At 39.0% G+C, this 26,699-nt stretch carries 19 protein-coding genes; 16 read left to right on the top strand and 3 right to left on the bottom strand.

What is annotated here, in order from left to right; translation table 11 throughout:
• Positions 1-65: 65 nt before the first annotated feature.
• The 16 genes from J7R12_RS00635 (at position 66) to J7R12_RS00560 (ending at position 21,724) form a co-directional block, all read left to right on the top strand.
• Positions 66-8,123: a Vomp family autotransporter gene (locus J7R12_RS00635; protein WP_208439025.1), complete on the top strand. Its 8,058-nt coding sequence runs from the start codon at positions 66-68 to the stop codon at positions 8,121-8,123.
• 2 nt (positions 8,124-8,125) lie between these two features.
• Entirely contained in the window at positions 8,126-8,716 is a 591-nt protein-coding gene (locus J7R12_RS00630; protein WP_126602371.1) for an invasion associated locus B family protein, read from the top strand.
• Positions 8,717-9,512: 796 nt separating this feature from the next.
• Positions 9,513-10,817 carry a Ppx/GppA phosphatase family protein gene (locus tag J7R12_RS00625; RefSeq protein WP_126602373.1) on the top strand — a complete coding sequence of 435 codons (1,305 nt, stop codon included), beginning with the start codon at positions 9,513-9,515 and terminating at the stop codon, positions 10,815-10,817.
• 32 nt (positions 10,818-10,849) lie between these two features.
• Positions 10,850-11,572 (top strand): RlmE family RNA methyltransferase, encoded by a 723-nt coding sequence (locus J7R12_RS00620; RefSeq protein WP_126602375.1) that lies wholly within the window; start codon positions 10,850-10,852, stop codon positions 11,570-11,572.
• A gap of 182 nt (positions 11,573-11,754) precedes the next feature.
• A complete protein-coding gene (obgE, locus tag J7R12_RS00615; protein WP_126602377.1) occupies positions 11,755-12,771 on the top strand; it encodes a GTPase ObgE in 1,017 nt (338 codons plus the stop codon).
• A gap of 11 nt (positions 12,772-12,782) precedes the next feature.
• Positions 12,783-13,922 (top strand): glutamate 5-kinase, encoded by a 1,140-nt coding sequence (gene proB / locus J7R12_RS00610; RefSeq protein WP_126604007.1) that lies wholly within the window; start codon positions 12,783-12,785, stop codon positions 13,920-13,922.
• 49 nt (positions 13,923-13,971) lie between these two features.
• Entirely contained in the window at positions 13,972-15,228 is a 1,257-nt protein-coding gene (locus tag J7R12_RS00605; protein ID WP_126602379.1) for a glutamate-5-semialdehyde dehydrogenase, read from the top strand.
• 29 nt (positions 15,229-15,257) lie between these two features.
• Entirely contained in the window at positions 15,258-15,851 is a 594-nt protein-coding gene (locus J7R12_RS00600) for a nicotinate-nucleotide adenylyltransferase (RefSeq protein ID WP_126602381.1), read from the top strand.
• Positions 15,852-15,892: 41 nt separating this feature from the next.
• A complete protein-coding gene (gene rsfS, locus J7R12_RS00595; RefSeq protein WP_126602383.1) occupies positions 15,893-16,336 on the top strand; it encodes a ribosome silencing factor in 444 nt (147 codons plus the stop codon).
• Between the two features lies 1 nt (position 16,337).
• A complete protein-coding gene (gene rlmH, locus J7R12_RS00590; protein ID WP_126602385.1) occupies positions 16,338-16,820 on the top strand; it encodes a 23S rRNA (pseudouridine(1915)-N(3))-methyltransferase RlmH in 483 nt (160 codons plus the stop codon).
• 96 nt (positions 16,821-16,916) lie between these two features.
• Complete coding sequence (locus tag J7R12_RS00585) at positions 16,917-18,203, top strand: murein hydrolase activator EnvC family protein (protein WP_126602387.1); 1,287 nt, start codon at positions 16,917-16,919, stop codon at positions 18,201-18,203.
• Positions 18,193-19,503, top strand: a complete 1,311-nt coding sequence (locus tag J7R12_RS00580; protein ID WP_126602389.1) for a S41 family peptidase — start codon at positions 18,193-18,195, stop codon at positions 19,501-19,503. The genes J7R12_RS00585 and J7R12_RS00580 overlap by 11 nt, the downstream gene beginning before the upstream one ends.
• 36 nt (positions 19,504-19,539) lie before the next feature.
• Positions 19,540-20,064: an RNA pyrophosphohydrolase gene (locus J7R12_RS00575; protein ID WP_126602391.1), complete on the top strand. Its 525-nt coding sequence runs from the start codon at positions 19,540-19,542 to the stop codon at positions 20,062-20,064.
• A 110-nt stretch (positions 20,065-20,174) separates the two neighbouring features.
• Positions 20,175-20,735, top strand: a complete 561-nt coding sequence (locus tag J7R12_RS00570) for an invasion associated locus B family protein (RefSeq protein WP_126602392.1) — start codon at positions 20,175-20,177, stop codon at positions 20,733-20,735.
• 353 nt (positions 20,736-21,088) lie between these two features.
• Positions 21,089-21,382, top strand: a complete 294-nt coding sequence (locus J7R12_RS00565) for a YggT family protein (RefSeq protein WP_126602394.1) — start codon at positions 21,089-21,091, stop codon at positions 21,380-21,382.
• 24 nt (positions 21,383-21,406) lie between these two features.
• Positions 21,407-21,724 (top strand): DUF167 domain-containing protein, encoded by a 318-nt coding sequence (locus tag J7R12_RS00560; RefSeq protein ID WP_126604008.1) that lies wholly within the window; start codon positions 21,407-21,409, stop codon positions 21,722-21,724.
• Between the two features lie 39 nt (positions 21,725-21,763).
• On the opposite strand, the gene ppa is transcribed toward J7R12_RS00560, so the two are convergent.
• The 3 genes from ppa to mgtE all read right to left on the bottom strand — a co-directional run bounded on the left by ppa (position 21,764) and on the right by mgtE (position 26,443).
• Positions 21,764-22,294: an inorganic diphosphatase gene (ppa, locus tag J7R12_RS00555; RefSeq protein WP_126602396.1), complete on the bottom strand. Its 531-nt coding sequence runs from the start codon at positions 22,292-22,294 to the stop codon at positions 21,764-21,766.
• A 67-nt stretch (positions 22,295-22,361) separates the two neighbouring features.
• Positions 22,362-24,188, bottom strand: a complete 1,827-nt coding sequence (gene typA, locus J7R12_RS00550) for a translational GTPase TypA (protein ID WP_126602398.1) — start codon at positions 24,186-24,188, stop codon at positions 22,362-22,364.
• Positions 24,189-25,066: 878 nt separating this feature from the next.
• Positions 25,067-26,443: a magnesium transporter gene (gene mgtE / locus J7R12_RS00545; RefSeq protein WP_126602400.1), complete on the bottom strand. Its 1,377-nt coding sequence runs from the start codon at positions 26,441-26,443 to the stop codon at positions 25,067-25,069.
• Positions 26,444-26,699: the final 256 nt, after the last annotated feature.

Raw genomic sequence — 26,699 nt, 5'->3', positions numbered from 1 at the left:
CCTTGATAGATAACGTAGAAATGTGTCTTTTTCATGTCTTGATTTCTTTCGTTGGGGAATTTTTCATGAAAAAATTATATGCCATACAAACAGCAATGAGGAATTTAAAGAATTCTCGTTTTTCTTTCGTTAAAGTGATGCTATCGTTGGCTATAATGATTGCATTCTTATCGAATGTTTTTTCTGTAAATGCTGGAGATGTACAACCCAAGAATGTTAAGGCAAATGAGAAAGCCAAATCTTCTGAAGTTTCTTCGTCTGTACCTGTAAATGAGCAAGCAGCAACATCTGGTTCAGCAGATGCTGGTGTGATGAATGTGGATGTGACAGCAAATGCTGAAGGTCTACAGGCAAATAATGTGAGTGAGGACTCTCGATTTAGTGGGAGGGTTACCCCTGTAACTGATCTCTCACGGAGTTTTTCAACTAATGGCATGCAACGTGCTGGAAGCGCCAATAGTATTTGGGGCGATGGGATTTCTGTGGGCACTAGTAGTGGGTCTGTTTTTATTGGTGACAATGTGACTGTTGCGGGTGGGAAAGGCGTAGTCGGTGTTGTTGTTATCGGGAATGGTGCAAAAGTTGGTGACGGTTGGAATGTTGTTATCGGTGTTAAGGCAGAAGCAGCGATAGGATCGTATAATGCTGTTGCTTTAGGGCGGGGGGCAAAAACGGAAGGTGCATATAGCATTGCAATCGGTGGTATTGGAACTACTGGTAATAATGGTCAGGATGTTGATGAAAAAAATAGAGTATTGGCAGTTGGTGATTATGCAATAGCTTTTGGTTACAGCTCGAAGAGTTATGAAGAAAAGGGGATTGCTATTGGTGCTAATGCAATAGTATCAGCTAGCTCTGCTATTGCTATAGGCCCTTCTGCAAAGGCGGAAAAGAATAACGGTATTGTTATAGGTAAAAATTCTTCAGTAAGTGGGGTAGATTCGATTGCTATTGGCAATAGTGCTGAGACATTGCATCAAGATAGCATTTCTATAGGATACATGGCTCACGCTATGGGGCGAAGCAGTGTCGCAATCGGTGGTGAATATAATGATGTGAGCACGCATGGAGAGGGTGATTATACAACCGCGAAGAGTGATTATACAACAGCTGTTGGTGCTGTTTCTAAAGCTCTAGGGTATGGCGCGACTGCTCTTGGTCACCGTGCATATGCATTTGCTGAAAAAGCTATTTCTATAGGCTTCTATTCAAAAGCAAATGAGGTTGGAAGTATCGCTTTAGGTGTCGATTCTAAGGCGACGGTTAAAGATGGTATTGCACTAGGAAGGGATTCTGTAGCTAACAGGGCTGCTGGTGCTTTTGGGTATGCTTCTAGTCTGAAGGGATCTACAACAAACACCAATGCGCAATGGAAAAGTACGTATGGTGTAGTGAGTGTTGGTGATTTTGATAATAATATAACGCGCCAAATTACAGGCGTAGCAGCGGGCTCTGAGCCTTCCGATGCAGTAAATGTTGGACAATTAAAAGATTTAGAAGATGTTGTAAGAAAAAACGGTTGGAAATTATCTGTTGATAATGCAAATGGTACAACTGTGCTTATGAATAGTGGTGTAGATTTTTCCGTTGGAAGTAAAAATCTTACTATTACAAAGGGCGATAAAGACAATAAATTAAAATTCGATCTTGCCAAGAATGTTACACTGAATAGTGCAAAAATGGGGGGTGGTACCACCTTAGATGCAACAGGCTTAGTGATTGTCAATGGTCCCAAAATAACCACGACTGGTATTTCTGCTGGAAATAAAGAGATAAAAGACGTTAAGGCTGGGGACCTCTCTGCAACTTCAAATCAAGCAGTAAATGGTTCACAGCTTTTTGAAACCAATAAGAATGTTACTACTTTTAGCAATGATTTGAAAACAGTTGCTCAGCATGCGGCACAATATTTTGGTGGCGGAGCTGAATATACGAATGGCAAATGGACAGCTCCTACATTCATGGTTAAGTCCTTCACATCTGATGGTAGTGTTTCTGATTCGACCTATAATAATGTAGCCGCTGCCTTTGCTGGTGTTAGTTCTTCTTTCGAGAATATTAAGGATGAGATTACCAATCAGATTAATATTGCACAACACGATGCTTTGTTATGGAGCGATGAAAAAAAAGCCTTTGTAGCAAGACGTAGAGATATCCCTGGCGTGAAGACAGAAGAGGAGGGACTCACTCAAAGGCTTACTTCTCTTACGAATGGAGATATTTCTGCTGGTTCGACGGATGCTATTACAGGTGGTCAGCTTTTTGAAACAAATAATAAGGTTGCGACATATTTAGGCGGTGGCGCTAGCTATGAGAAAGGCTTATGGACTGCTCCTACATTCATGGTTAAGTCCTTCACATCTGATGGTAGTGTTTCTGATTCGACCTATAATAATGTAGCCGCTGCCTTTGCTGGTGTTAGTTCTTCTTTCGAGAATATTAAGAATGAGATTACCAATCAGATTAATATTGCACAACACGATGCTTTGTTATGGAGCGATGAAAAAAAAGCCTTTGTAGCGGAACGTAAAAATATCCCTGGCATGAAGCCAGAAGGGGAGGGGATCACTCAAAGGCTTACTTCTCTTACAAATGGAGGTATTTTTTCTGGTTCGACGGATGCTATTACAGGTGATCAGCTTTATTCCTTGGGTGACAAAGTTGCGCAGTCACTTGGCGGTAATGCGAGCTATGAGAAAGGCAGTTGGACAGCTCCTACATTCAAGGTTAAGTCCTTCACATCTGATGGCGGCGTTTCTGATTCAACCTATAATGATGTAGCCGCTGCCTTTGAAGGTGTTGGTACTTCTTTCGAGAAGGTTAAAGATTCTATCACAAATGTTAAGAATGAAATTACCCAAGAGATTAAAAATGAAATTACCAATGTGAAAGGTGATAGTCTTGTTAAACAGGAACCTGGAACGAACCACATCACCATTGGTGCAGATACAGATGGTGATAAAATCGATATTGCCGACAAAAATAGTAATAAGCGCACTCTTACCGGTATAAAGAGTGGAGTGCTCTCAGCAGACTCAAATGAAGCAGTGATAGGTTCGCAGCTTTTTGAGACAAATAATAAGGTTGCGACATATTTAGGCGGTGGCGCTAGCTATGCAGAAGGCAAATGGACCGATCCTACATTCAAGATTAAGACTGTCAAGGAAGATGGCAAAACAGAAGATAAAGACTATCACAATGTAGCATCTGCTTTTGAAGGTATAGGTACTTCTATCACGAATGTTAAGAATGAAATTACCAAAGAGATTAAAAATGAAATTACCAATGTGAAAGGTGATAGCCTTGTTAAGTGGGATGAAGGGCATCAAATCATCAAGATTGGTGCAGAAAAATATGGTAATACAATCACTATCGCCGACAAGGATGGTAAAGGTCGAACACTTTCTGGCCTAAAGGCGGCAGAACATAATGATGAAGCTGTTAACAAGGGACAGCTTGATGAAAGTTTAAAGAAGCTTTCTAACAGTCTTCAGTCTGATGAATCAGCTGTTGTTCATTATGATAAAGCAGGTGATGAAAATGGCACAATTAATTATGCGAGTGTGACCTTTGGTGGTAAAGAGAAGCCTTCTGTAGGTCTTCATAATGTTGCAGATGGTAAGGTTGCTGAGGGATCACACGATGCAATCACAGGTGGTCAGCTTTATTCGCTGAGCAGCGAGGTTGCTAAGTATTTTGGTGGTGGCGCTAGCTATGCAGAAGGTAAATGGACCGCTCCTAGTTTCAAGGTTAAGACTGTCAATGAGGATGGTACTAAAGTTGAAGAGAAGGTTTATACTGACGTTGCTAGTGCATTGTCTGGAGTTGGTAGTTCTATCACGAATGTTCAGAATAAGGTGACTGAACAAGTTAATAATGTGATTAAAAAAGTGGAGAGTGAAAGCTTTGTTCAGCAAGATAAAACAACATATCGTCTCACTATTGGTGCTGCAGTAGAAGGCACAGAAATTAATATAGCTAACAAGGATAAAGAAGATAGGATCCTTTCTGGCCTAAAGGCTGCGACAAAGGATAATGAAGCTGTTAACAAAGGACAGCTTGATAAGAGTTTACAAGATCTTTCCAACAATCTTCAGTCTGATGAATCGGCTGTTGTTCATTACGATAAGACAGATGATAAAAATGGCTCCATTAATTACACAAGTGTGACTTTTGGAAAAGGTAAAAGTTCTACGCCTGTAGGTCTTCATAATGTTGCAGATGGTAAGATTGTCAAAGGTTCACATGATGCAATCACAGGTAGTCAGGTTAACAAAATTGGTGAGGATATTGCTCAGTTCTTAGGTGGTAATGCAACATTTAATAATGGAGCTCTTACACAGCCAACGTATAAATTATCGTACGTTGATAAAGATGGCGTTGTAACAGAAACTTCTTTCCAAGGTGTTGGGACGGCTTTTTCAGGTCTTGATATAAATATTCAGAATGTGAATCAACGTATTAAAGAAGTATCTCAAGGTGTAGCGCAAGATTCTTTATCGTGGGATAAAGAGACGTTAGCCTTCGTTGCAAAACATGGAGAGGAAAAAACCAATAGCAAGATTACGTCTCTTCAGAATGGAACTATTAGTGAAAACTCGACTGATGCAGTGAATGGTTCCCAGCTTTATTCAATGGGTGATACCGTTGCAAAGTATTTTGGTGGTAATACGACATTTAAAGATGGTGTTTTTACAGCTCCGACTTATAAAATCTCTAATGTTAGTGAAGATGGTAAGGTAACGGCTCATTCATATAGCGATGTTGGTTCAGCCTTTGAAGAACTTGATACGAATGTCAAGAATGTGAACAATCATCTAACGAATGAGGTTAAAAAGTTTGAAGAAAAAATTACGAATATTACGCAAGAAGTTCAAGGCGATGCCTTGTTGTGGGATAAAACTAAAGGCGCGTTTGTAGCGACGCATGGAAAAGACAAAACCAACAGCAAAATTACATCCCTTCAGAATGGAACTATTAGTGAAAACTCGACTGATGCAGTGAATGGTTCCCAGCTTTATTCAATGGGTGATACCATTGCGAAGTATTTTGGTGGTGGTGCCAGCTATGCAGAAGGTCAATGGATAGCACCTACATTCACGATTAAGACTGTCAAGGAAGATGGTAAAACAGAAGATAAGAACTATAATGATGTAGCATCTGCTTTTGCTGGAGTTGGTAGTTCTATCACGAATGTTAAGAATGAGATTACGAAACAAATTAACAATGAAATTGCCAATGTGAAGGGCGATAGTCTTGTTAAGAAGGATTCCGAAACAAATCTTATCACTATTGGTAAAGAAGTAGAAGGCACAGAAATTAATATAGTCAATAAGGACCAAGGGGATAGAACACTTTCTGGCCTAAAGGCTGCGACAAAGGATAATGAAGCTGTTAACAAGGGACAGCTTGATGAAAGTTTAAAGAAGCTTTCTACCAGTCTTCAGTCTGATGAATCAGCTGTTGTTCATTACGATAAGACAGATGATAAAAATGGCTCCATTAATTACACAAGTGTGACTTTTGGAAAAGGTAAAAGTTCTACGCCTGTAGGTCTTCATAATGTTGCAGATGGTAAGATTTCTGATAAATCCTATGATGTTATCAATGGTAGCCAGATTAACAAGATTTCTCAGGATGTAGCCAAGTTTTTAGGTGGAGATGCAAAGTTTAGCGATGGAGCATTTACAGAACCAACTTATAAATTATCTAAAGTTTCTACAGAGGGTAAGGTAGAAGAAGCTGAATTTAAAAATGTTGGTAGTGCATTTTCAGGACTTGATGAGAATATCAAGAATGTGAACCAGCGTATTAAGGATGTTTCTGAAAGTGTAGCTCAGGATTCATTGAATTGGAGCAAGGATGCAGGAGCTTTTGTAGCGACGCATGGCGAAAAGGATAGCAAAACCAATAGCAAGCTTACGTCTCTTTTAGATGGAGCGATTAATGATAGTTCTACGGATGCCGTTACGGGTAAACAGCTTTATACCTTGGGTAGCAATGTTGCGAAGTCTCTTGGTGGTGGCGCTAGCTATGCAGAAGGTAAATGGACCGCTCCAAGTTTTACAGTTAAAACTGTCAAGGATGATGGTGTTACACTTGAAGAGAAGAAGTATAATACTGTTGCTGAAGCTTTGGCTGATGTTGGTGCATCTTTCACGAATATTAAAAACGATATTACTAATGTGGTAAGTGATAGTCTTGTTAAGCAAGAGAAAAAGGGCGATCCTATTACCATTGGTAAGGAAACAGACGGCACTATAATTAATCTTCAAAATAAGAATAATGAGGGACGAAGCATATCCGGTGTGATAGGTGGAACAATCTCTAAAGATTCAAATGAGGCGGTAAATGGTTCACAACTGTTTACTACCAATCAAAATATGACAACTGTAGCCACGAATATAGCCAAGACTTTTGGCGGTGGCGCTAGCTATGCCGAAGGCAAATGGATTGCTCCCAAGTTTACGGTTAAGACTGTCAAGGAAGATGGGAGTGATGTTGAAGAGCATAGCTATGAGAGTGTAGCAGAAGCCTTTGCTGGAGTTGGTACCTCTTTCACGAATATTCAGACTGAATTTAAGAATGAGATTAACAAAGTTGTAGGTGATAGCCTTGTTAAACAAGATGAAAAGACACAGGTTATTAAGATTGGTGGAGAGAAAGCAGGTAGTGAAATTACCATTGTAAACAGTGATGGGGTGGCACGTAGTTTGTCAGGTGTTAAGGCGGCAAGTCTTTCTGAAACATCGACAGAAGCGGTCAATGGTTCACAGCTTTATAGTTTGAATACGACGCTAGCGAAGTATTTTGGCGGTAGCGCTGAATATAAGGATGGTCAATGGACAGCTCCTAGCTTCAAGCTTACGACATATGATGATGATGGCACGTCTCATGAGGAGAGCTATGAGAGTGTGGCAGCAGCGTTTGCTGGTGTAAGCAGTTCCTTCACGAAGCTTCATAATGAAATCTCTAACAATCTCGAGCAGAATGCTTTGTTGTGGAGTAATGAAGAGAAAGCTTTTGTGGCGCTTCATGGAGAAGGCTCTAAAAAGGAGAAAAGCAAACTTAAGTCTCTTTTAGATGGAGATATTGCTGAAGGTTCGAGTGAAGCAGTAACGGGTAACCAGCTCTACTCACTGAATCAGACATTAGCGCAGTATTTTGGCGGAGGAGCAGGCTATAAAGAAGGCCAATGGACCTCTCCGGAATTCAAGGTTGCGCAGTTCAAGAGCGACGGTAGTTCAGATGAGAAGAAGATTTACCATGATGTTGCGAGCGCATTTGATGGCGTTAGTGATGGCATGACGAAAATAAATGATCGCATTCAAGATGTTGAGAAGAATGTTGCGTCGAATGGTTTAAATTGGAATGAAGACAAAGGTGCTTATGATGCGAAGCATAATGGAAATTCGAGTAAGATCATCAATGTAGCAGGCGGTAAGATTGAAAAAGGATCACAAGAAGTTGTGAATGGAGGACAGCTTTGGGAGACGAATAAAAAAGTCAAAGCTGTTGAAGACAAGGTAGATACGATAGATCAGCAAGTGAAGGATATTGCACACACCGTGACGGATGGAGTTGTTAGTTATGATAAAGATGCGTCTGGCAAGAAAACGAATAAAGTTACATTAGTAGGTGGCACAGAAAGTGATCCCGTTTTGATTGATAATGTAGCGGATGGCACCATTGAAAAAGGCTCTCATCAAGCAGTGAACGGTGGTCAGTTGCATGATTATACTGAAAAGCAGATGAAGCTCGTTCTTGATGATGCAAAGAAGTACACGGATGAACAGGTTGGTAGTGTTGTTAATAATGCTATTAACGAGGCGAAATCTTACACAGATATGAAGTTTGAGACGTTGAGTTATGCAGTTGAGGATGTTCGAAAAGAGGCAAGACAAGCAGCGGCTATTGGCTTGGCTGTATCTAGCTTACGCTACTATGATATAGCTGGATCTTTAAGTGTTTCATTTGGTAGCGGCACATGGCGTAGTCAATCTGCAATTGCTTTTGGTGCTGGTTACACCTCTGAAGATGGAAATATCCGTTCTAATATATCTGTCACGAGTGCTGGTGGTCATTGGGGAGTAGGCGCTGGAGTTACTTTGAGGCTGAGATAATAATGAAAAAGATTGATATCATCATAAAAAAGCAAAATATTTTTGTAAGCATTCTGTTTGTCCTTGCCTTAATAGGCAAGGGCGAAAGTTTTGCTGATGAGAAAGATAATGTTTATACGGTGCATCCACCACAGTTATCTATTCCTAAAGGAGAGCCTGGCGAAACACGTCGAATTATTATGCAATTTGATTATTGGACTTTGATTTGTGATGAAAAACAAAAACTTAAGAAAGGTATATGTAATGTAACGCAGACGGTTCATGATCAGGAAGATAATACTATTTTTAGTTGGTCTCTTGTTTCTACTAAAAATGGTCAAGCAGTGATGCTTTTTCGGACATTACCAAATACTGATATAAATGTTCCTATTCGGATGTTTGTGGAGGGTGTTAAAAAGCCTATCCTCATCAATTATACGCAATGTAATGAAACTGTCTGCTTGGCACAATCACCTGTAGGACCAATTTTTAGCAAACAAATAGAACAAAACAAAAAAGTACGTATTTCCTATAAAATTAAAGAAGGAAAAACATTTTCTTTTACTGTGCCATTTAAAGGGTTGAGTGCAGCACTTTATTCGTTACAACGATAAATTGTATAGAGTGTTTTTAGAAGAGATTATTTTCTCGTAACTCATTGTTATATTTTCAAATTTCAATGACACGGTGCAATGTGGTGAAAGTTTTCATACAAAATAGAGATATCTTATTCAAACATACAATACATTTTACAAACGTAAAATCACAAGAAATCATTTCTATGTAAGAGAAAAACAAGTTAGAATTTTTTGCAAGGCTTATGGAACGCATTACATGAGTCATTACTAGTAAAGACCGCTCAAAATAGCGAGTTTAAAAGAGAGCACAACAAATAAAAATACGATTCCTTGGAACAAGGGATGGATTGGTTTTATTTTTATAAAAACTTCATATAGATTTTTAGAGTAGTCTTATTGACATCAATAACTCCTGATTGAAGTGCTGGAGTGATTTTGATGTTGATGGCATAAGAGCGTAGCCATTCTGCAAAATATAATTACAGTGCTATTATTTCGTGGATACACAGGAGAATTCTAATTCAAAAAACTCTTGAGGAGTATAAATTCATCTTTTTACAAGTGAGGCACGTTCTATGTCTATGTGAATTCTGTAGAGAAAGTCTAAGCAAGTTAAAAAATGGATGCGAACGTAAACGATTATAGTTTTGATTTATGGTTTTATGAGAATAACCAAAGGATTATGCAGATATCTGAAAATTTTGATGATAGAAAAAGAGATAATGTTTTCTTGATATTTGTAATTGAATGCTGCATTGTTACTTTAGTTTTAGTAATGAAAAGAGCTCTCGCGTTTGTTTATTGGGGAAAAATGCTCAAGGAATAAGAAAAGATGATCCCATTAGATTATGGTTCAAAAGAATCAAAGCAAGGAAGAGCATATGATACCAGAGCAGAAAAATTGTATGATCACTCTGATGACAATCGAAATAATCGTTCTGCATTATTACAGACAGGTAGGCGCTCTATTTCTGTTGATATAAAGCAATATCCGCGAAAAAGACATTGTAAACAGAAATTGATTCAAACGGATACAGCTTTTGAATTGCATGGTCGGGCAATTATAGGTGCCAACAAAACAAAACAAAACAAAACGCCTTTTTTTTCAAGGATCTCTCAATTAAAGTCTCCGCCTCTTTATGCGGCACTTGATTTGGGAACAAATAATTGTCGTCTTCTTATTGCGTCTCCCAGTAAACTTGGACATTTTCGTGTTGTTGATGCTTTTTCTCGTATCGTGCGATTGGGAGAAGGTTTGGTCAAGAATGGTGTTCTGAATACACAAGCAATGGATCGCACGATTGAAGCATTAAAGATTTGTCATTTAAAACTAAAACAAAGGCGTATTAAGCGCTATCGCTTGGTTGCAACGGAAGCTTGCCGTTCAGCGCAGAATGGTAGATATTTTATTCAACGCGTTTTGGATGAAACTGGCCTTGAATTGGAAATTGTTGATCGGAAAACAGAAGCGCGTTTTGCTGTTTCCGGTTGTGGTACACTTGTTGAACCTAATATTGATGCAATTGTGCTTTTTGATATTGGAGGAGGGTCATCGGAAATAGTGCTCCTTGATGTTTCCAAAAAGCGTTCTTTACGTTTAACTGAACAGATTACGGCGTGGACTTCACTTCCTGTTGGTGTTGTTACGCTTGCTGAGCGTTTTGGAGGAAATGAGGTTAGTTTAGACGGTTTTGAAAAGATGAAAGGTTATGTACGAAGTTTGTTAAATAATTTTTCAGGCCGTCATAAATTAGGGGCTCTAGCTCAAGGCTCAAAGTTTCATCTTTTGGGAACTTCTGGAACGATTACGACTTTAGCAGGAATGCACCTTAATTTAGAGCGTTATGACCGGAGGCAAGTTGATGGCATTTGGATGAATGATGCAGACATTACTCTTATGATGAAGCGTTTATTGACATGGGATATAAAAAAACGCGTAACTAATCCTTGTATTGGGCAAGAGAGAGCAGATTTAATCTTAGCTGGTTGTGCAATTCTAGACGTTATTCGAGAAGCTTGGCCCAGTCAACGATTACGAGTGGCTGATCGTGGATTGAGAGAAGGAATTTTGATAGAGTTAATGTTACGTGATGGTGTATGGTGTCGACATAGGAAGGAAAAAAACTTCAAGCGCTAGCCAGTTATTAGAATACGGAGCAATGAATAATAATGAAAAAGACGATAAAAACACCGGCTGGTGGATATGGTGGTTCTGGATCGCATGAATTATATCAGCGTGTAAAGAAGAAAGCAGGAACCATTAAAGCATCGTCACGGCGGTGGTTAGAGAGGCATCTGAATGATCCTTATGTCCATCAGTCGAAAGTGGATGGTTATCGTTCGCGTGCGGCCTATAAGTTAATCGAAATTAATGAGCGTTATAAATTTCTCAAGAAAGGCCAAAAGATTATTGATTTAGGAGCGGCGCCAGGGGGGTGGTGTCAGGTTGCTGTGCGTGTAGTAGGATCAAATGATCAAAAACCTAGTGTAGTTGGTATTGATTATTTGCATGTTAATCCACTGCCTGGAGTTGTGATGTTAAAAATGGATTTTTTACATGCAGATGCACCGCAGAAATTAATTGATGCTTTAGGGGAAAAGCCGGATGTGGTTCTTTCTGATATGGCTGCACCAACAACAGGGCACCGTCAGACGGATCATTTAAGAACAGTTTATTTATGTGAAGTGGCTGCGGATTTTGCTCTTTCAGTTCTCAAACCTGGAGGGCATTTTTTAGCAAAAGCCTTTCAAGGTGGAGCAGAGAACACTCTTCTCACGACATTAAAACAGAATTTTAAAACAGTTCATCATGTAAAACCACCTGCAAGTCGATCAGAATCCGTAGAACTTTATCTTCTAGCACTCGGATTTAAGGGAAAAGCAGAAATATAATAATAGTTTCTTCTTTTCAAAAAGCAGTAAGTTTATTTGCATGGGTTTTAATGTTAAGGGTATTTTTAAACGACTATTGGCGATAGTGTTAAGAGTTTTTTTATTGTCAATAATGAAAAACTGGTAAAACTGATGCATTGCCTATAGGGGTAGAGGGATTGATTCCTCAGTGAGTGTTTCCAATGAAATTTCTTGATCAAGCTAAAGTTTATATTCGTTCTGGTGATGGAGGGGCAGGGGCCGTATCTTTTCGTCGTGAAAAATTCATTGAATTTGGCGGACCTGACGGGGGGAATGGGGGACGTGGTGGTGATGTTTGGGCTGTTGTTGTGGATGGGCTCAACACGTTAATTGATTATCGTTATCAGCAGCATTTTAGAGCAAAAACAGGGGAACATGGTAAGGGGCGTAACATGTCAGGTGCAAAGGGTGATGATATCATCCTTAAAGTACCGATTGGCACGCAAATTTTTGAAGAAGATAATGAAACGTTAATCTGTGATTTAACAGAAGTAGGACAACGTTATCTTCTTGCAAAAGGAGGAAATGGTGGTTTTGGGAATCTTCATTTTACAACATCTACGAATCGAGCACCGCGTCGTGCGAATCCAGGACTTTCTGGAGAAGAGCGCTCACTTTGGCTTCGTTTGAAGTTAATTGCTGATGGGGGGCTTGTTGGTTTACCGAATGCTGGAAAGTCAACCTTTTTAGCGTCAGTAACGGCTGCAAAACCAAAAGTTGCAGATTATCCTTTTACCACTCTTCATCCTCATCTTGGTGTTGCACGTATTGATGCCCGTGAATTTGTTTTGGCTGATATTCCTGGTCTAATTGAAGGGGCACATGAGGGTGTTGGGATTGGGGACCGTTTTTTAGGTCATGTGGAACGTTGTCGTGTTTTACTTCATTTGATTTCTGCTCAAGAAGAAGATGTTGCAAAAGCATACAAAATTGTGCGTAAGGAATTAGAGGCATATGGGAACAAACTGAGTGATAAGCCTGAAATTATCGCTTTAAGCCAGATAGATACTCTCACTCTTGAGGAACGTAAAGCAAAACAAGAGGTCTTGCAAAGAGTAACGGGTAAACCTGTTATGATGTTTTCTGCAGTTAGTCGTGAGGGCTTAGAAAATGTGCTCCGTTCTGTTGCGCATGTTATCGAAATGGCACGTAAAGAGGATAATGGGAGCGAAGAGTAGGATTGATGAAGATGGCCGTTGGATTGCAAAAACTTGAGCACTATAAACGCATTGTGATCAAAGTTGGATCTGCTCTTTTGGTTGACCCTCAGACAGGTTTACGTGCCGAATGGCTTAACAGTTTGATAAGTGATATTGCTCAGTTGCATCAAAAAGGCGTTGAGATTTTATTGGTGTCTTCAGGTGCTATTGCTTTAGGAAGGACATTGCTACAGCTTCCTAAGGGAGCTTTGAAATTAGAAGAGAGTCAGGCATGTGCTGCGTTGGGACAAATTGAATTAGCTAAAACATATGGGGATGTGCTTGCTCAATACGGATTAAAAACGGGTCAAATTCTACTTACTCTCTTCGACACCGAAGAACGACGACGTTATCTTAATGCACGTGCTACAATTAATGTACTTTTGCGTTTTGGAGCTGTCCCCGTTATTAATGAAAATGATACTGTTGCAACAAGTGAAATTCGCTATGGGGATAATGATCGTTTAGCAGCACGAGTAGCAACAATGATGGGGTCCGATCTTTTAATACTTTTATCAGATATTGATGGGCTTTATACAAAATCTCCCCATCGTGATCCAACAGCTGAATTTATTCCTTTTATTTCCTCAATCACGAGTGATATCGAAAAAATGGCAGATGTGGCTGCTTCAGAGCTTTCTCGTGGAGGAATGAAGACCAAGCTAGATGCCGGAAAAATAGCGAATTCCGCTGGAACGGCGATGGTTATTACTTCAGGCAAGCGTATGAATCCTCTTGCGGCGCTTGATAGAGGAGAGCGCAGAAGTTTTTTTGCTGCTGGTGAAAAGCCTGTTAATGCTTGGAAAACGTGGATTTCTGGTCATTTAGATCCATCTGGTATTTTGACGATTGATCAAGGAGCGGTTAAAGCTCTTGAATCTGGAAAATCCTTATTAGCTGCAGGAGTTGTTGCTGTTGAGGGAAGGTTTAATCGTGGAGATACAGTTGCCATTGTTGATACAAATGGGGTTGAGGTTGCTCGTGGACTTGTGAGTTATGGAAAAGATGAAGTGATACGTATTATGGGTTGTAAAAGCGAAGAGATTGAAGCTATACTTGGATATGAAGCACGTTCTGCTATGGTCCATCGTAATGATATGGTTTTACGCTGTATGACCGATTCTGCTTAAAAAATTATTTTTATTTTTTATTATTTTAGCAGACTGGATGGGTAATAGTATGGTGTTAAAAGAACAAATGAAGGATATGGGGCGAAAAGCACGTCATGCCGCGACGGTATTAGCTGTTATGTCTTCTGAACAAAAGACCAAAGCATTAGAAATGATAGCTTTAAGTTTAGAAGCGCATTCAGTTGAAATCTTACGAGCTAATTGTCAAGATTTAGAGAATGCTGTTAATAATAATTTAAAGGCAGCGATGGTTGATCGGCTCAAATTAGATGAATTGCGTTTGTGTGCAATCATAGAGAGTGTACGCCAAATTGCTGGTTTTCCTGATCCTATTGGACAAGTGATGAGTGAATGGACCCGTCCAAATGGGCTTCATATTAGCCGTGTCCGTACACCTCTTGGTGTTATTGGCATCATTTATGAAAGTCGACCAAATGTTACAATTGATGCAAGTGCTTTATGTTTGAAGTCCGGAAATGCTGCAATTTTACGGGGTGGTTCAGATAGTTTTCATTCTGCTCACGCTCTTCATTCAGCGTTAGTGAAGGGATTGGAGGAAGCTGGTTTTCCTAAAGATGCTGTTCAAATGGTTGGAACGACAGATCGTGGTGCTGTTGGAGAAATGCTCAAGGGTTTGGATGGTACGATTGATGTTATTATCCCCCGTGGTGGGAAAAGCCTCGTTGCACGTGTTCAGTCTGATGCACGTGTTCCAACTTTTGCGCATTTAGAGGGGCTCTGTCATATTTATATTGATCAATCAGCAGATTTAGATATGGCGCGTAATATTGTTTTAAATGCAAAGTTGCGTCGAACAGGTATATGCGGTGCTGTTGAGACAGTTCTTATTGACCGCAAAGCATTAAAAAAGTTTCTTCCTGTTCTGACTGCATTACAGGAAAAGGGGTGTGAAATTCGTGCAACAGAGGATATTGTTTTTTTTATGCCAGATGCTAAATTGGCTACGGAAGAAGATTGGTCGCACGAATATCTTGATGCCATTCTTTCTGTAAAAACAGTTGAAGGTATTGAGGGGGCTATTGCGCATATTCAACGTTATTCATCGGGGCATACGGAGTCAATTATAGCTGAAGATATGAAGGTGGTGAAAATGTTTTTTAACCGTTTGGATTCAGCTATTTTGCTTCATAATGCATCTACACAATTTGCTGATGGAGGTGAATTTGGTTTTGGGGCGGAAATTGGTATCGCAACAGGAAAAATGCATGCGCGTGGCCCGATAGGTGTTGAACAACTAACATCATTTCAGTACCACATCAAAGGAAATGGACAGGTTAGACCTTGAAAAATCCATTTTTTCCTTGGAAAAATCGCATGCCCTATGTTGAAAGGTCCAATATTGTGGGTCTTTTTGGTGGATCTTTTAATCCACCGCATGATGGGCATCTTCTTGTTGCGAAGATCGCAATTCGGCGTTTATGTCTTGATCAATTATGGTGGATGGTTACTCTAGGAAACCCTTTAAAAGACCATACACATTTACCGTCTTTAGATGAAAGGATGCGTTTAAGTATTGAACGCATTAATCATCCGAAGATTCGCATAACGGGTTTTGAACAGGCGATAGGCAGTAAAGTCTCAGTAGATACAATTTCTTATATTCTTGCACATCACCGTGGAGTACGTTTTGTATGGGTTATGGGTGCAGATAGTCTTGCAACGTTTCATCATTGGTATCGATGGCATGATATCATATCTATGCTTCCTGTTGCGATTATTGATCGTCCTTTTGTGCATATGCCAGCACTTTCTTCTCCCATGGCACACATTTACCGTTCTTTTCGTTTAGATGAGAGAGAAAGTATACGATTACCTTTTATGAAACCACCAGCTTGGACTTATTTACATGGACCTTTGTCTTTTCAGTCTTCAACGAGTCTTCGTTTAAAGGAGAATGATTTTTCTTGAACATTTTATAAGATTCTGCTTCTCTTTTTTCTATATTTCAAATGATAAGAAAGGATATTAGTCTGGAAAACGTCGCACAAAAACACACTTACGGTATTGCCTCTGCAACAGAAAAAAAAATCTTTTCTGCCAGTGATGGTCTTGAAATTATTCTCAAGAGTTTAGAGGATATGAAGGCAGAAGATATCCTCTCTATTGATATTCAAGGTAAGTCATCTTTGGCTGATTACATGGTAATAGCTTCAGTACACTCACAACGTCATGTAACTGCTGTTGCTGACCATTTATTACGCACTTGGAAAGACAGTGGGTACGGTCTTGCAAAGGTAGAAGGGCTTGTGGGAGGTGATTGGGTATTGATTGATACAGGTGATGTTATCGTCCATCTTTTTCGTCCAGAAATTCGTCTCTTTTACAATTTAGAAAAAATGTGGCTTGTTCCAGATTTAAACAATACAAAGTCGGTTCTCTTTGGAGATCATTAATATGCAAATTTCTATTTTTGCTGTTGGTCGCATGAAGAAGGGAGCAGAACACAAATTGGTTCACCATTATTTGGATCGTTTTTCTAAAAGTTCTGGAAGTGTAGGATTTCATTTAAAAAAAATACAGGAGATATCAGAAAGTCGTGCTCAGACAGCATGTCAGCGTATGGAAGAAGAGGGAAAAAAGCTTATTGACTTTTTGCCTGAGAAGTGTCAATTAATCGTATTGGATGAACGTGGAAAGTCGATTTCATCATCTGCTTTTGCTGAAAAATTGGGTTTTTATCGTGATGAAGGTGTCCGTGATCTTATCATTGCTTTAGGAGGTCCTGATGGGCATAATGATCAGATAAGGAAACGTGCTGATTTTCTTTTGTCTTTTGGTTTGATGACGTGGCCGCATCAAATTGCGCGCATACTTCTTACAGAACAGCTTTATCGTGCTGTAACAATTGCAAGCAATCATCCGTATCATCGTTATTAATATTTTTGTGCAATTTTTAGCACCTATTGATATATTTATTAATATTGTTTTAGCGGACATCATTTAAAGCATCGTTAGTTTATGCGATGATGCTGAATGATTGGACAAATGAAGAAGCTTCTTCATAGAAAGATGCGACATTTATATGAGGAATGCGTGGTATTTGTTGTGCTATTTTTGAGCATTATGGGGGGATGCTTTTCTGTATCGCATGCTGAAGATACAATAAATAATGTAGAAGCAGCACATAAAGCATTGATAGAAACTCACCAAAATATTTCACTCTCGCGTGAGCGTGTTCTTTTTCTTACGCGTCAAGTTGAGCGTTTAAAGAAAGATCAGCATGCATTAAGCGATGCACTCATAAAAGCTGCTAAAGCAGAACGTGCAGCAGCAAATGATATTGCTGAAAGGGAAGAAAAGCTAAAAAAAATGATAGAACAGCGGGTACAAGTTCATAAAAATTTGAAAAATAGGCGTGCTGAATTTGCCGAAGCTCTTGCTATTTTAGAACGTATGGGATTAAATCCACCTCCTGCTCTTCTGCTGCGGCCCGAGGATGTGTCAGCTTCTATACGAAGTTCTGTTTTATTAGGGGGTGTTGTATCTCAAATGCAAGAAAAAACACAGGCTTTAACAGAAACTCTGAAGGCGTTGACCAATTTGACCAATTCAATTGCTACAGAATACACAGCGTTAAAAACGAATATGCAAAATCAAGCAGAACAGCGAAAGCGTTTAGAGCTTTTATTAGATAAAAAAGCACAGTTACAAAAAAAATCAGAAAAAGAACTTACAGAGCAGAAACAACAAAACATTATTCTTGCTAAAAAAGCGAAATCTTTGGAGGAATTGATTTTAGAGCTTGATCGTCAATCAAAACTTAATTCTGATACATCAATACAGGTAAAGAAAAATTTACAATTATTGGAGCAGTCCAATTTTGAAAGCCGAAAAGGCTCTTTGCTTTTACCTGTTTTGGGAAAAAGAGTGCAACATGTTCATAATAATTCGCAGTTGACACGCTTTGGTGAAATGATTGAAACAGAAGCATCCGCTATTGTTATATCACCTGCTGATGCTTTTGTTGCTTTTGCTGGAGCATTTCGTTCTTATGGACAATTAATTATTCTCAATGTTGGAAATGGTTATCATATCGTTCTTATTGGAATGTCGAGAATCAATGTTACTCAAGGGCAGTTTGTTCTTGCAGGTGAACCTCTTGGAACAATGGGAATGCAATTTATTGCGAACAGTGTTGCATTGGATATAGGCAAAACTGCTCCAATGCTTTACATTGAGTTTAGAAAACAGGGGAAGCCTGTAAATCCAACTCCTTGGTGGCGTACTGAAAAAACAAGAAGGAACCAAAATGATTCGTAAAGTTATTCTTTTGGTCGCTGGGGTATTTCTCGGCGCCTGTTCAATGATTATGGTGCAGTCTGTTGCTGCCAATAATGAAGGTGATGTGTACAAAGATCTAGCCATATTTGGCGATATCTTTGAACGCGTACGTATGCAATATGTGACGGTTCCAGATGATAAAAAACTTATTGAAAATGCTATCAATGGGATGCTGACATCACTTGATCCCCATTCTTCTTATATGAATGCGCAAGAAGCCAAGGAGATGCGCGATTCTACAAAGGGAGAATTCGGAGGTCTTGGTATTGAAGTAACCATGGAAAAGAACTTAATTAAAGTTGTTTCTCCAATGGACGATACACCTGCTTCAAAAGCAGGTATTTTGGCAGGGGATCTCATTTCAAAAATTGATGGCGTACAGACGAATGGTCTAACATTGAATGAAGCTGTTAGTAAGATGCGGGGTGCTCCTGGAACACCAATTATGTTGACAATCATTCGTTCTGGTGTTGATAAGACACTCGAAATTAAGGTTGTTCGTGATATCATCAAAGTAAAGGCGGTGAAATATCGCGTTGAGGATGATATTGGCTATGTAAGAATTATTCAGTTTTCTGAGCAGACTTTTGGCAATCTGCAGGCTGCGATTAAAGATGTTCAGTCGAAAATTCCTCAAGATAAGTTGAAGGGATATGTTCTGGATTTACGGCTTAATCCTGGTGGTCTTTTAGACCAAGCTGTAAGTGTTTCGAGTGCCTTTCTTGATAAAGGTGAGATTGTATCGACCCGTGGGCGTAAGAAGAGTGATGTAACGAGATTTGATGCTAAGCCAGGGGATATCATCAATGGAAAACCTCTTATTGTGCTCATTAATGGTGGTTCGGCAAGTGCTTCTGAAATTGTTGCAGGTGCTTTACAAGATCATCGCCGTGCTACAATTTTAGGGACGCAATCTTTTGGTAAGGGATCTGTTCAAACGATTATCCCCTTAGGTGAAAATGGTGCTTTACGTTTAACAACAGCACTTTATTACACGCCGTCTGGCACTTCAATTCAAGGAACTGGGATCACACCTGATATTATTGTAGAGCAACCACTCCCTGAAAAATATAAAGGCTATGATGTAAAGATTGGTGAATCTACATTAAAAGGACATATTAAAGGGAAGCGGGAAAACAATAAAGGTTCCGGATCAGCCGCTTTTGTTCCGCAGGACCCTAAGGATGATGTGCAATTGCATGAGGCTTATAAGTTGTTACGGGGTGAGATGGCACATGCAGCATTTCCACCAGATCCTCATAAAGATATTTTAAAGTAAGAAAAAATATGTGCAGCTTATGCTGGGGATAATTGAATGAATGATACAGAGATTAATTTAAAAACCCTTCCTTATCGGAAAGGCGTTGGAATTGTTGTCTTTAATCATGCAAGTAAAGTTTGGGTAGGGCGTCGTTTAATAACGTGCGCTCATGCCGATACTGAGATGTCTCACCGTTGGCAACTTCCTCAAGGAGGGATAGATGGGGATGAAGAGCCATTAAATGCTGCACGTCGTGAACTTTACGAAGAAACAGGTATCCTCTCGGTAGAGTTGATTAAGGAAGCAAAGGATTGGTTTCATTATGATTTTCCACAAGAACTTGTTGGGTGCACATTAAACAATAAATATCGTGGACAAATGCAAAAATGGTTCGCTTTTCAATTTACAGGGGATCTCTCTGAAATCGCAACTAATCCCCCACCAGATGGTAATAAAGCGGAATTTGACCAGTGGAAATGGGTTGATTTGGAAACCCTTCCTTCGATTGTTATTTCGTTTAAAAAGCATGTTTATAGGAAAGTCGTCAACGAATTTCGAGGTAGCCTTAAACGATTATAAAGGCTATATAATTATGGAAAGCTCTTTTTTATTAAGAATGCTTTATGTTATGTGTATTATTTAAAGATAATAAGCGTGTTTCTCTTTTATGTAAAGAACTGGAATATAAAATGAAAAAGTTATTTAATTTACTTATAGCCTTTACTCTTTTGAGTATTTCTTCTGTAGCATTTGCATCAGGTCCAAAAGCTGCTGAAACAAAAAATGCAGCGGCTACATTGCCAAATGGTGCTTCTTCTTTGGCTGAAACCTATGGCTTGTGGACTATTAATTGTGGTATACAAGAGGGAAAGAAAGTTTGTTTCATGCACCGTCAAGAGGTAAATGATCAGGGGCGTGTTGTTGTAGCTATGAATGTTATTCTCAATGCTGATGGTGTGGTATCTGGTAATTTAACGGTTCCTTTTGGCATTTTGGTTTCTAAGCCTGTTCGTTTACAAGTTGATGAAGGAAAAGCTGCTATCGAAACCGGTATTCGGACTTGTGTACCAGCAGGTTGCGTTGTTCCTATAGTGTTTGATAAAAATCACGTGGCGGCTTTACGTTCTGGAAAGCATTTGAAGTTAGCTATGACAATTGCTGCTCCAGGTGAGCCACCTTTGAATGATTTGTTCGTTCAGCTCAATGGTTTTAGCAATGCCCTTAACCGTTTGACTACTTTGCAGAAATAATTTTGAAAATACAATAAAGGCGGCCTTTAAAGGCCGTTTTTAGTTTAAACGTTTTTTATAACATGCTTACGGTTAAAGACGTAATTATTGTGTAAAGAATGTTGAGGGTCTTTTTTGAAAGTTTTCAGATTATTCGCTGTTGCTTTTATTTTGATAAGCTATTCCTTGTTTTTCATATTTGTTTATAAGGTTCATCATCATTATAATATAGAGATGATGAATAGGGATGTTTGGTTTTCTATTCATAGAAAAAAGAACGCTGGGGTATAAAACTATTATTTGATAAACAGATTTATTTTAATGATAGCTCTTACGCTTTTCTGTTTCTTTGATTGAAAGAGGAATAATAAAGCATGGTTTATGCATTGCTTCGAGTGATTGATCTCATTTTCAATATTTATATAGATGTTTTAATTGCAAGTGTCATTTTTTCTTGGCTTTATGTATTTAATATCATAAATGCACGCAATCGTTTTGTTGTTTTGATAGGGAAATTTCTGCATCAGCTTACGGAGCCAGTTTTAAGTCGTATCCGGCAGTTTTTGCCAAATCTTGGAACAATTGATATTTCACCTATTGTAGTGTTTATAATTATTTATTTTCTTCGTACTTTCATGTGGCACGCTTATGCAGGCATGTATCTATAGAAAGACGAGATGAGATGAATGAAGATGTTTTATCAAGATGACACGCGTGGCTTGATTTTATTTGTCCATCTCACTCCAAAGGCTTGTGTTGATCGAATAATGGGGGTTGAGTGCAGAGATGATGGAAAGCAGTATTTGGCTATACGCCTTCGTGCTATACCTGAAGATGGAAAGGCAAATAGGACTCTCATTAAATTTTTAGCAAAGCAATGGAAAATTCCATCTTCTTGTATTTCTCTGAAATGTGGCGCCGCATCCCGTTACAAGCAGCTTTATTTTTCAACACACTTGGAAGAATTAAAGCAGATATGGCAATCTTTAGAAGATAAGACTTCAAAATAAAAGCCTATCTAAAAAAATAGGCTTTATTCTTTGGAAAAGTTATATTTCTTTATTACGCTCAATAGCTTGCTTAATCAATTCACATGCGAAATCTTTATCACGCCAACCTTCAATTTTAGCCCATTTCCCAGGTTCAAGATCTTTATAATGCTCAAAGAAATGTTCAATTTGCTTTAGTGTGATTTCGGGAAGATCTGTATAGTTATGAATATTGATATAACGTTTTGTTAATTTTGGAGTAGGGATAGCAATAATTTTTTCATCTTTACCACCGTCATCTTCCATAATCAGAGCACCGATGGGGCAAACATTAATAACACAACCTGGAATAAGTGGACGGGTGTTACAGATAAGAACATCAATAGGATCACCATCATCTGAAAGTGTATGGGGGACAAAGCCATAATTTCCTGGATACACCATTGATGTATGAAGAAAACGATCAACAAATAACGCTTCTGATTTTTTGTCCATCTCATATTTTATTGGTTGTCCGCCAAGAGAGACTTCTACAATGACATTGATATCTTCTGGTGGATTTTTGCCAACGCGGATTTCCTTAATATTCATGTAAATATCCTTTCCGGAATATGATTAAGCGAATATAATGACATATTTAACTGAGGCAGTCACAAAATTAGTTTGAGATGGTGGCGCGTGTTTTTTCAAAACGTTTGCGTTCATTGGGATCCAGATACAATTTGCGTAAACGAATATTTTTAGGGGTGACTTCTACCAGCTCATCATCTTGTATCCACGCTAGAGCCCGTTCTAATGTCATTTTAAGGGGAGGGGTTAATTTTACGGCTTCATCTTTTCCAGAAGCGCGCATGTTGGTTAACTTCTTTCCTTTTAAAACATTGACTTCTAAGTCGTTATCACGTGAGTGGATGCCAATAATCATACCTTGATAGACTTTAACACCGGCATCAATTATCATAGGTCCACGGTCTTCAAGATTAAAAAGAGCATAAGCAACAGATTCCCCGTTATCATTTGAAATCATCACGCCATTGACACGGCCATTAATGTCCCCTTTATAAGGTTCATAAGCATGAAAAAGACGATTCATAATGGCTGTACCACGTGTATCAGTTAAAAGCTCGGATTGGTAGCCAATGAGTCCTCGTGTTGGCGCATAAAAAACAAGACGGACACGATTTCCTCCAGAAGGGCGCAATTCAATCATTTCACCTTTACGTTCAGACATTTTTTGCACAACGGTTCCAGAATATTCTTCGTCTACATCGATAACAACCTCTTCGATTGGCTCAAGAGTTGTGCCGTTTTCGTCTTTTTGCATAACAACCCGTGGACGTGAAACACTCAGTTCAAATCCTTCACGGCGCATATTTTCAATGAGGACTGCAAGTTGCAATTCTCCTCGTCCTGAAACATAGAAAGAATCCTTATCAGCCGATTCCTCAATTTTAAGAGCTACATTGCCTTCTGCTTCTTTGAACAAACGATCACGGATGACACGGCTTGTTACTTTATCACCTTCCGTTCCTGCAAGGGGGCTATCATTGACAAGAAAGCTCATAGTAACAGTGGGAGGATCAATTGGTTGAGCGGTGAGAGGTTCATTGACCGTGGGATCACAGAAAGTATCAGCAACGGTGCCTTTTTGTAGACCTGCGATTGCTACAATATCACCAGCAACACTTTCTTCAATAGGTTGCCGCTCCAACCCACGAAATGCCAAAATTTTCGAAATACGCCCAGTTTCTAAAAGCTTTCCATCCTGTCCAAGAACCTTGATAGTTTGATTGGATTTTATAGAACCCGAATGAATACGCCCTGTAATAATCCGCCCAAGAAATGGATCTGCTTCAAGAATCGTTCCGATCATACGAAATGGTCCCTCTGCTACACTAGGAGAAGGGACATGGCGGGTTACAAGATCGAACAAAGGGCTCAGTCCTTGATCTTTTGGCCCTTCAGGGGTTTCAGCCATCCATCCGTCACGTCCTGATCCATAAAGAATAGGAAAATCAAGTTGTTCATCGGTTGCATCAAGAGCAGCAAAAAGGTCAAAAACCTCATTGATAACTTCATCAGCGCGTGCATCAGTACGGTCAATTTTATTAATAGCAACAATGGGACGTAAACCCACTTTCAATGCTTTTCCAACAACAAATTTTGTTTGCGGCATTGGGCCTTCAGCGGCATCAACAAGCACAATTGCTCCGTCAACCATGTTCAAAATACGTTCAACTTCTCCACCAAAGTCAGCGTGACCCGGTGTATCAACAATGTTAATTCGGGTATCTTTCCAAACCACGGACGTTACTTTTGCTAGAATTGTAATTCCGCGTTCTTTTTCAATGTCGTTTGAATCCATCATACGCTCACTGGTACGTTGGTTATCGCGAAAGTTCCCTGATTGTTTGAGAAGCTCGTCGACGAGTGTTGTTTTGCCATGGTCAACGTGGGCAATGATGGCGATATTGCGCAATTGCATAAATTTTCTTCTTTTCGTTTAATGAAATTTCATTTGAAGCAACGCTTTTGCGTTCCTTACCTTAACTATTACAAAACCTTTTACATGTTTTTTTATAATTTTGGAAGGGGGGAGAAAATAATTAAATCGATTACTGTTTCTTAGAAATAAAGGATTTCACGATTATTGTGTCCGTTACATTTTTTGAAGCATTATTCTTGATTTTGGCGACCTTTTCTATGATCTGCGTTTTTGTATAAAAGGTTTTTGATATTCTGTTGGCTTGAGAAAAATTCCCATTTTTTTGAATGTGGGAGTATTTCATATGAGGTCTGTACTAGAAAAAACAAAGAATGTAATTTGCTTGTTTATAACAAAATTTCTCTCCTAACGATTGCCTGTAAATTAACATCAAAATTTAATGAATCAAGTGTTTCAAGGTATTGATTTATAATCATAAAGTTATCATTTTCACTATTGAAGTTAGAGTTCTAAATACAGAGAATAGTTCCCCATTGATACCCCTTTTGTTATGAAGCAAAAGAAATCACTTCTTTGCAGGTTATAAGAGAGATTGGTGCGTGAATAAAATTCGTTTGAGAAAAGACGGATATACTTCATCAAGAACCACTCTGAATGCATGAGCAATTGTAATACTGGAATCTGGTAAATAGAGTGATGGTGTTTGTTGATATTTATTTCTTTTTTGACTTGTCATTGAACAGCCTTTATTTATTCATAATTAAGAGCTTCTAAAAGAATGCACTATGACAATATCACAGGACTTTCTTTAAAGTGTGTGATGCTGCTTTATGTTTTTAGGAAATTAATGTGCTGTTCAACAGTTGTTTACATAAAAAAGATTTTAGATGCATGAGATGTGTTTTTTTCTTCCCATGTTAAAGTAGAGTACCAGACAAGATAAGGGAAGCTACAGAAAAGTAGATAACAATTCCCATGACATCCACTAAAGTTGCGACAAGGGGAGCTGAAGCACTTGCTGGATCAAATCCCAGACGTTTCAGAATAAAAGGAAGCATGGAACCAGACAATGAACCAAATGTAACAATTCCAACTAAAGCTGTGCCTACTGTTATGGCAATGAAAATCCAATGTTCACCATAATTGTAAATACCGAGTTCTTGCCAAATAGCAATACGCATCATTCCAATAACCCCGAGTAAAAGGCCAAGAGATATCCCTGCTGGGATTTCACGGAGGATAATTTTCCACCAGTCCTTGAGTGTGAGTTCACGTAATGCCAGTGCACGAATAATGAGGGATGTTGCTTGTGAGCCGGAGTTTCCTCCCGAGCTCATGATAAGAGGAATAAAGAGTGTGAGAGTGATGACTTTTTCAAGCTCTGTTTCGAAATATTGCATAGCGCTTGCTGTCAACATTTCGCCAAGGAAAAGTAAAGCAAGCCAACCACCACGTTTTTTCATCATCCCTAGAAAGTTGATTTGCATATAGGGTTTATCGAGAGCTTCCATGCCTCCAAATTTATAGGCATCTTCACTCATTTCATCAACCATTGTATCAAGTACGTCGTCAACCGTCACAATACCAATAACATGGTTACAGTCATCGATAACTGGTACAGAGAGAAGATCATGACGCTGAAAAAGACGTGCAATGTCTTCGTGATGCGTAAAGGGAGATATTGTAATGGGTGTGTCATGTGTAGAGACGTTTAGAATTTGATCATCAGGAGAGGCAAGGATAAGGTTACGCAGTGAAACAGCTTTAAGAAGAGTGCCTGTTTGGGGGTCAATAACATAGCTTGTATAAACTGTTTCCCGTGTTCGCTCAACTTCACGAATGTGATTCAAAGTTTTTTTTACGGTCCAGTTTGCAGGGACAGCTATAAACTCTGTTGTCATGAGTGCACCCGCTGTATGATCAGGGTAACTCGTAAGTTTTTTCAGTTCAGCCCGTGTTAAAGGCTTGAGCAATGCATAAAGCTGTTTGCGGGTTTTTTCATCTATTTCCTGAAAAACATCAGCGGCAGCGTCAGCAGACATGCCATCAAGAATTTCAACGGAACGATTCACAGGGAGAAGTTCAAGAATAGCGGCTGGTTGTTCAAGTTCTGGTTTATCAAACAGTTCAATGGCATAATCAAGAGGTAACAGACTAAGAACCGCTACACGTTCCATGATATCGAGATCATTGATGATATCAATCGAGTCAGCAAAATGGTGATTTTTTAATTCTTCGGCGAGAACTTCAGGAGAAGAATTTTTGAAGTCGAAGGTCGTTTTAATTTCAGTCATAATAAAGTACCTTCCGAAGGATTGGAGAATTATAAATTCAAATTATGGATTAGGATAAAACAAAAGTTATGGAAGATTTAAAAAAAGTCCTCCCCGATTGCACTTCTCCAATTGTTAATATTTGAAATAAAGTCAAGGATAGATTGCAGGTTATAAACAATTTCATGAATCGGACATATAAAGCTTCTCATTTTTGTTTATCTCCTAATGATAAAGATATTCTTTATTTCTGTTCTTAAGAGAGAGGTTTGAAAGG

The organism is Bartonella vinsonii subsp. vinsonii, from assembly GCF_902825235.1.
In the GTDB taxonomy this organism is placed as follows: domain Bacteria; phylum Pseudomonadota; class Alphaproteobacteria; order Rhizobiales; family Rhizobiaceae; genus Bartonella; species Bartonella vinsonii.
This window is presented reverse-complemented; position numbering and strand designations above follow the sequence as displayed.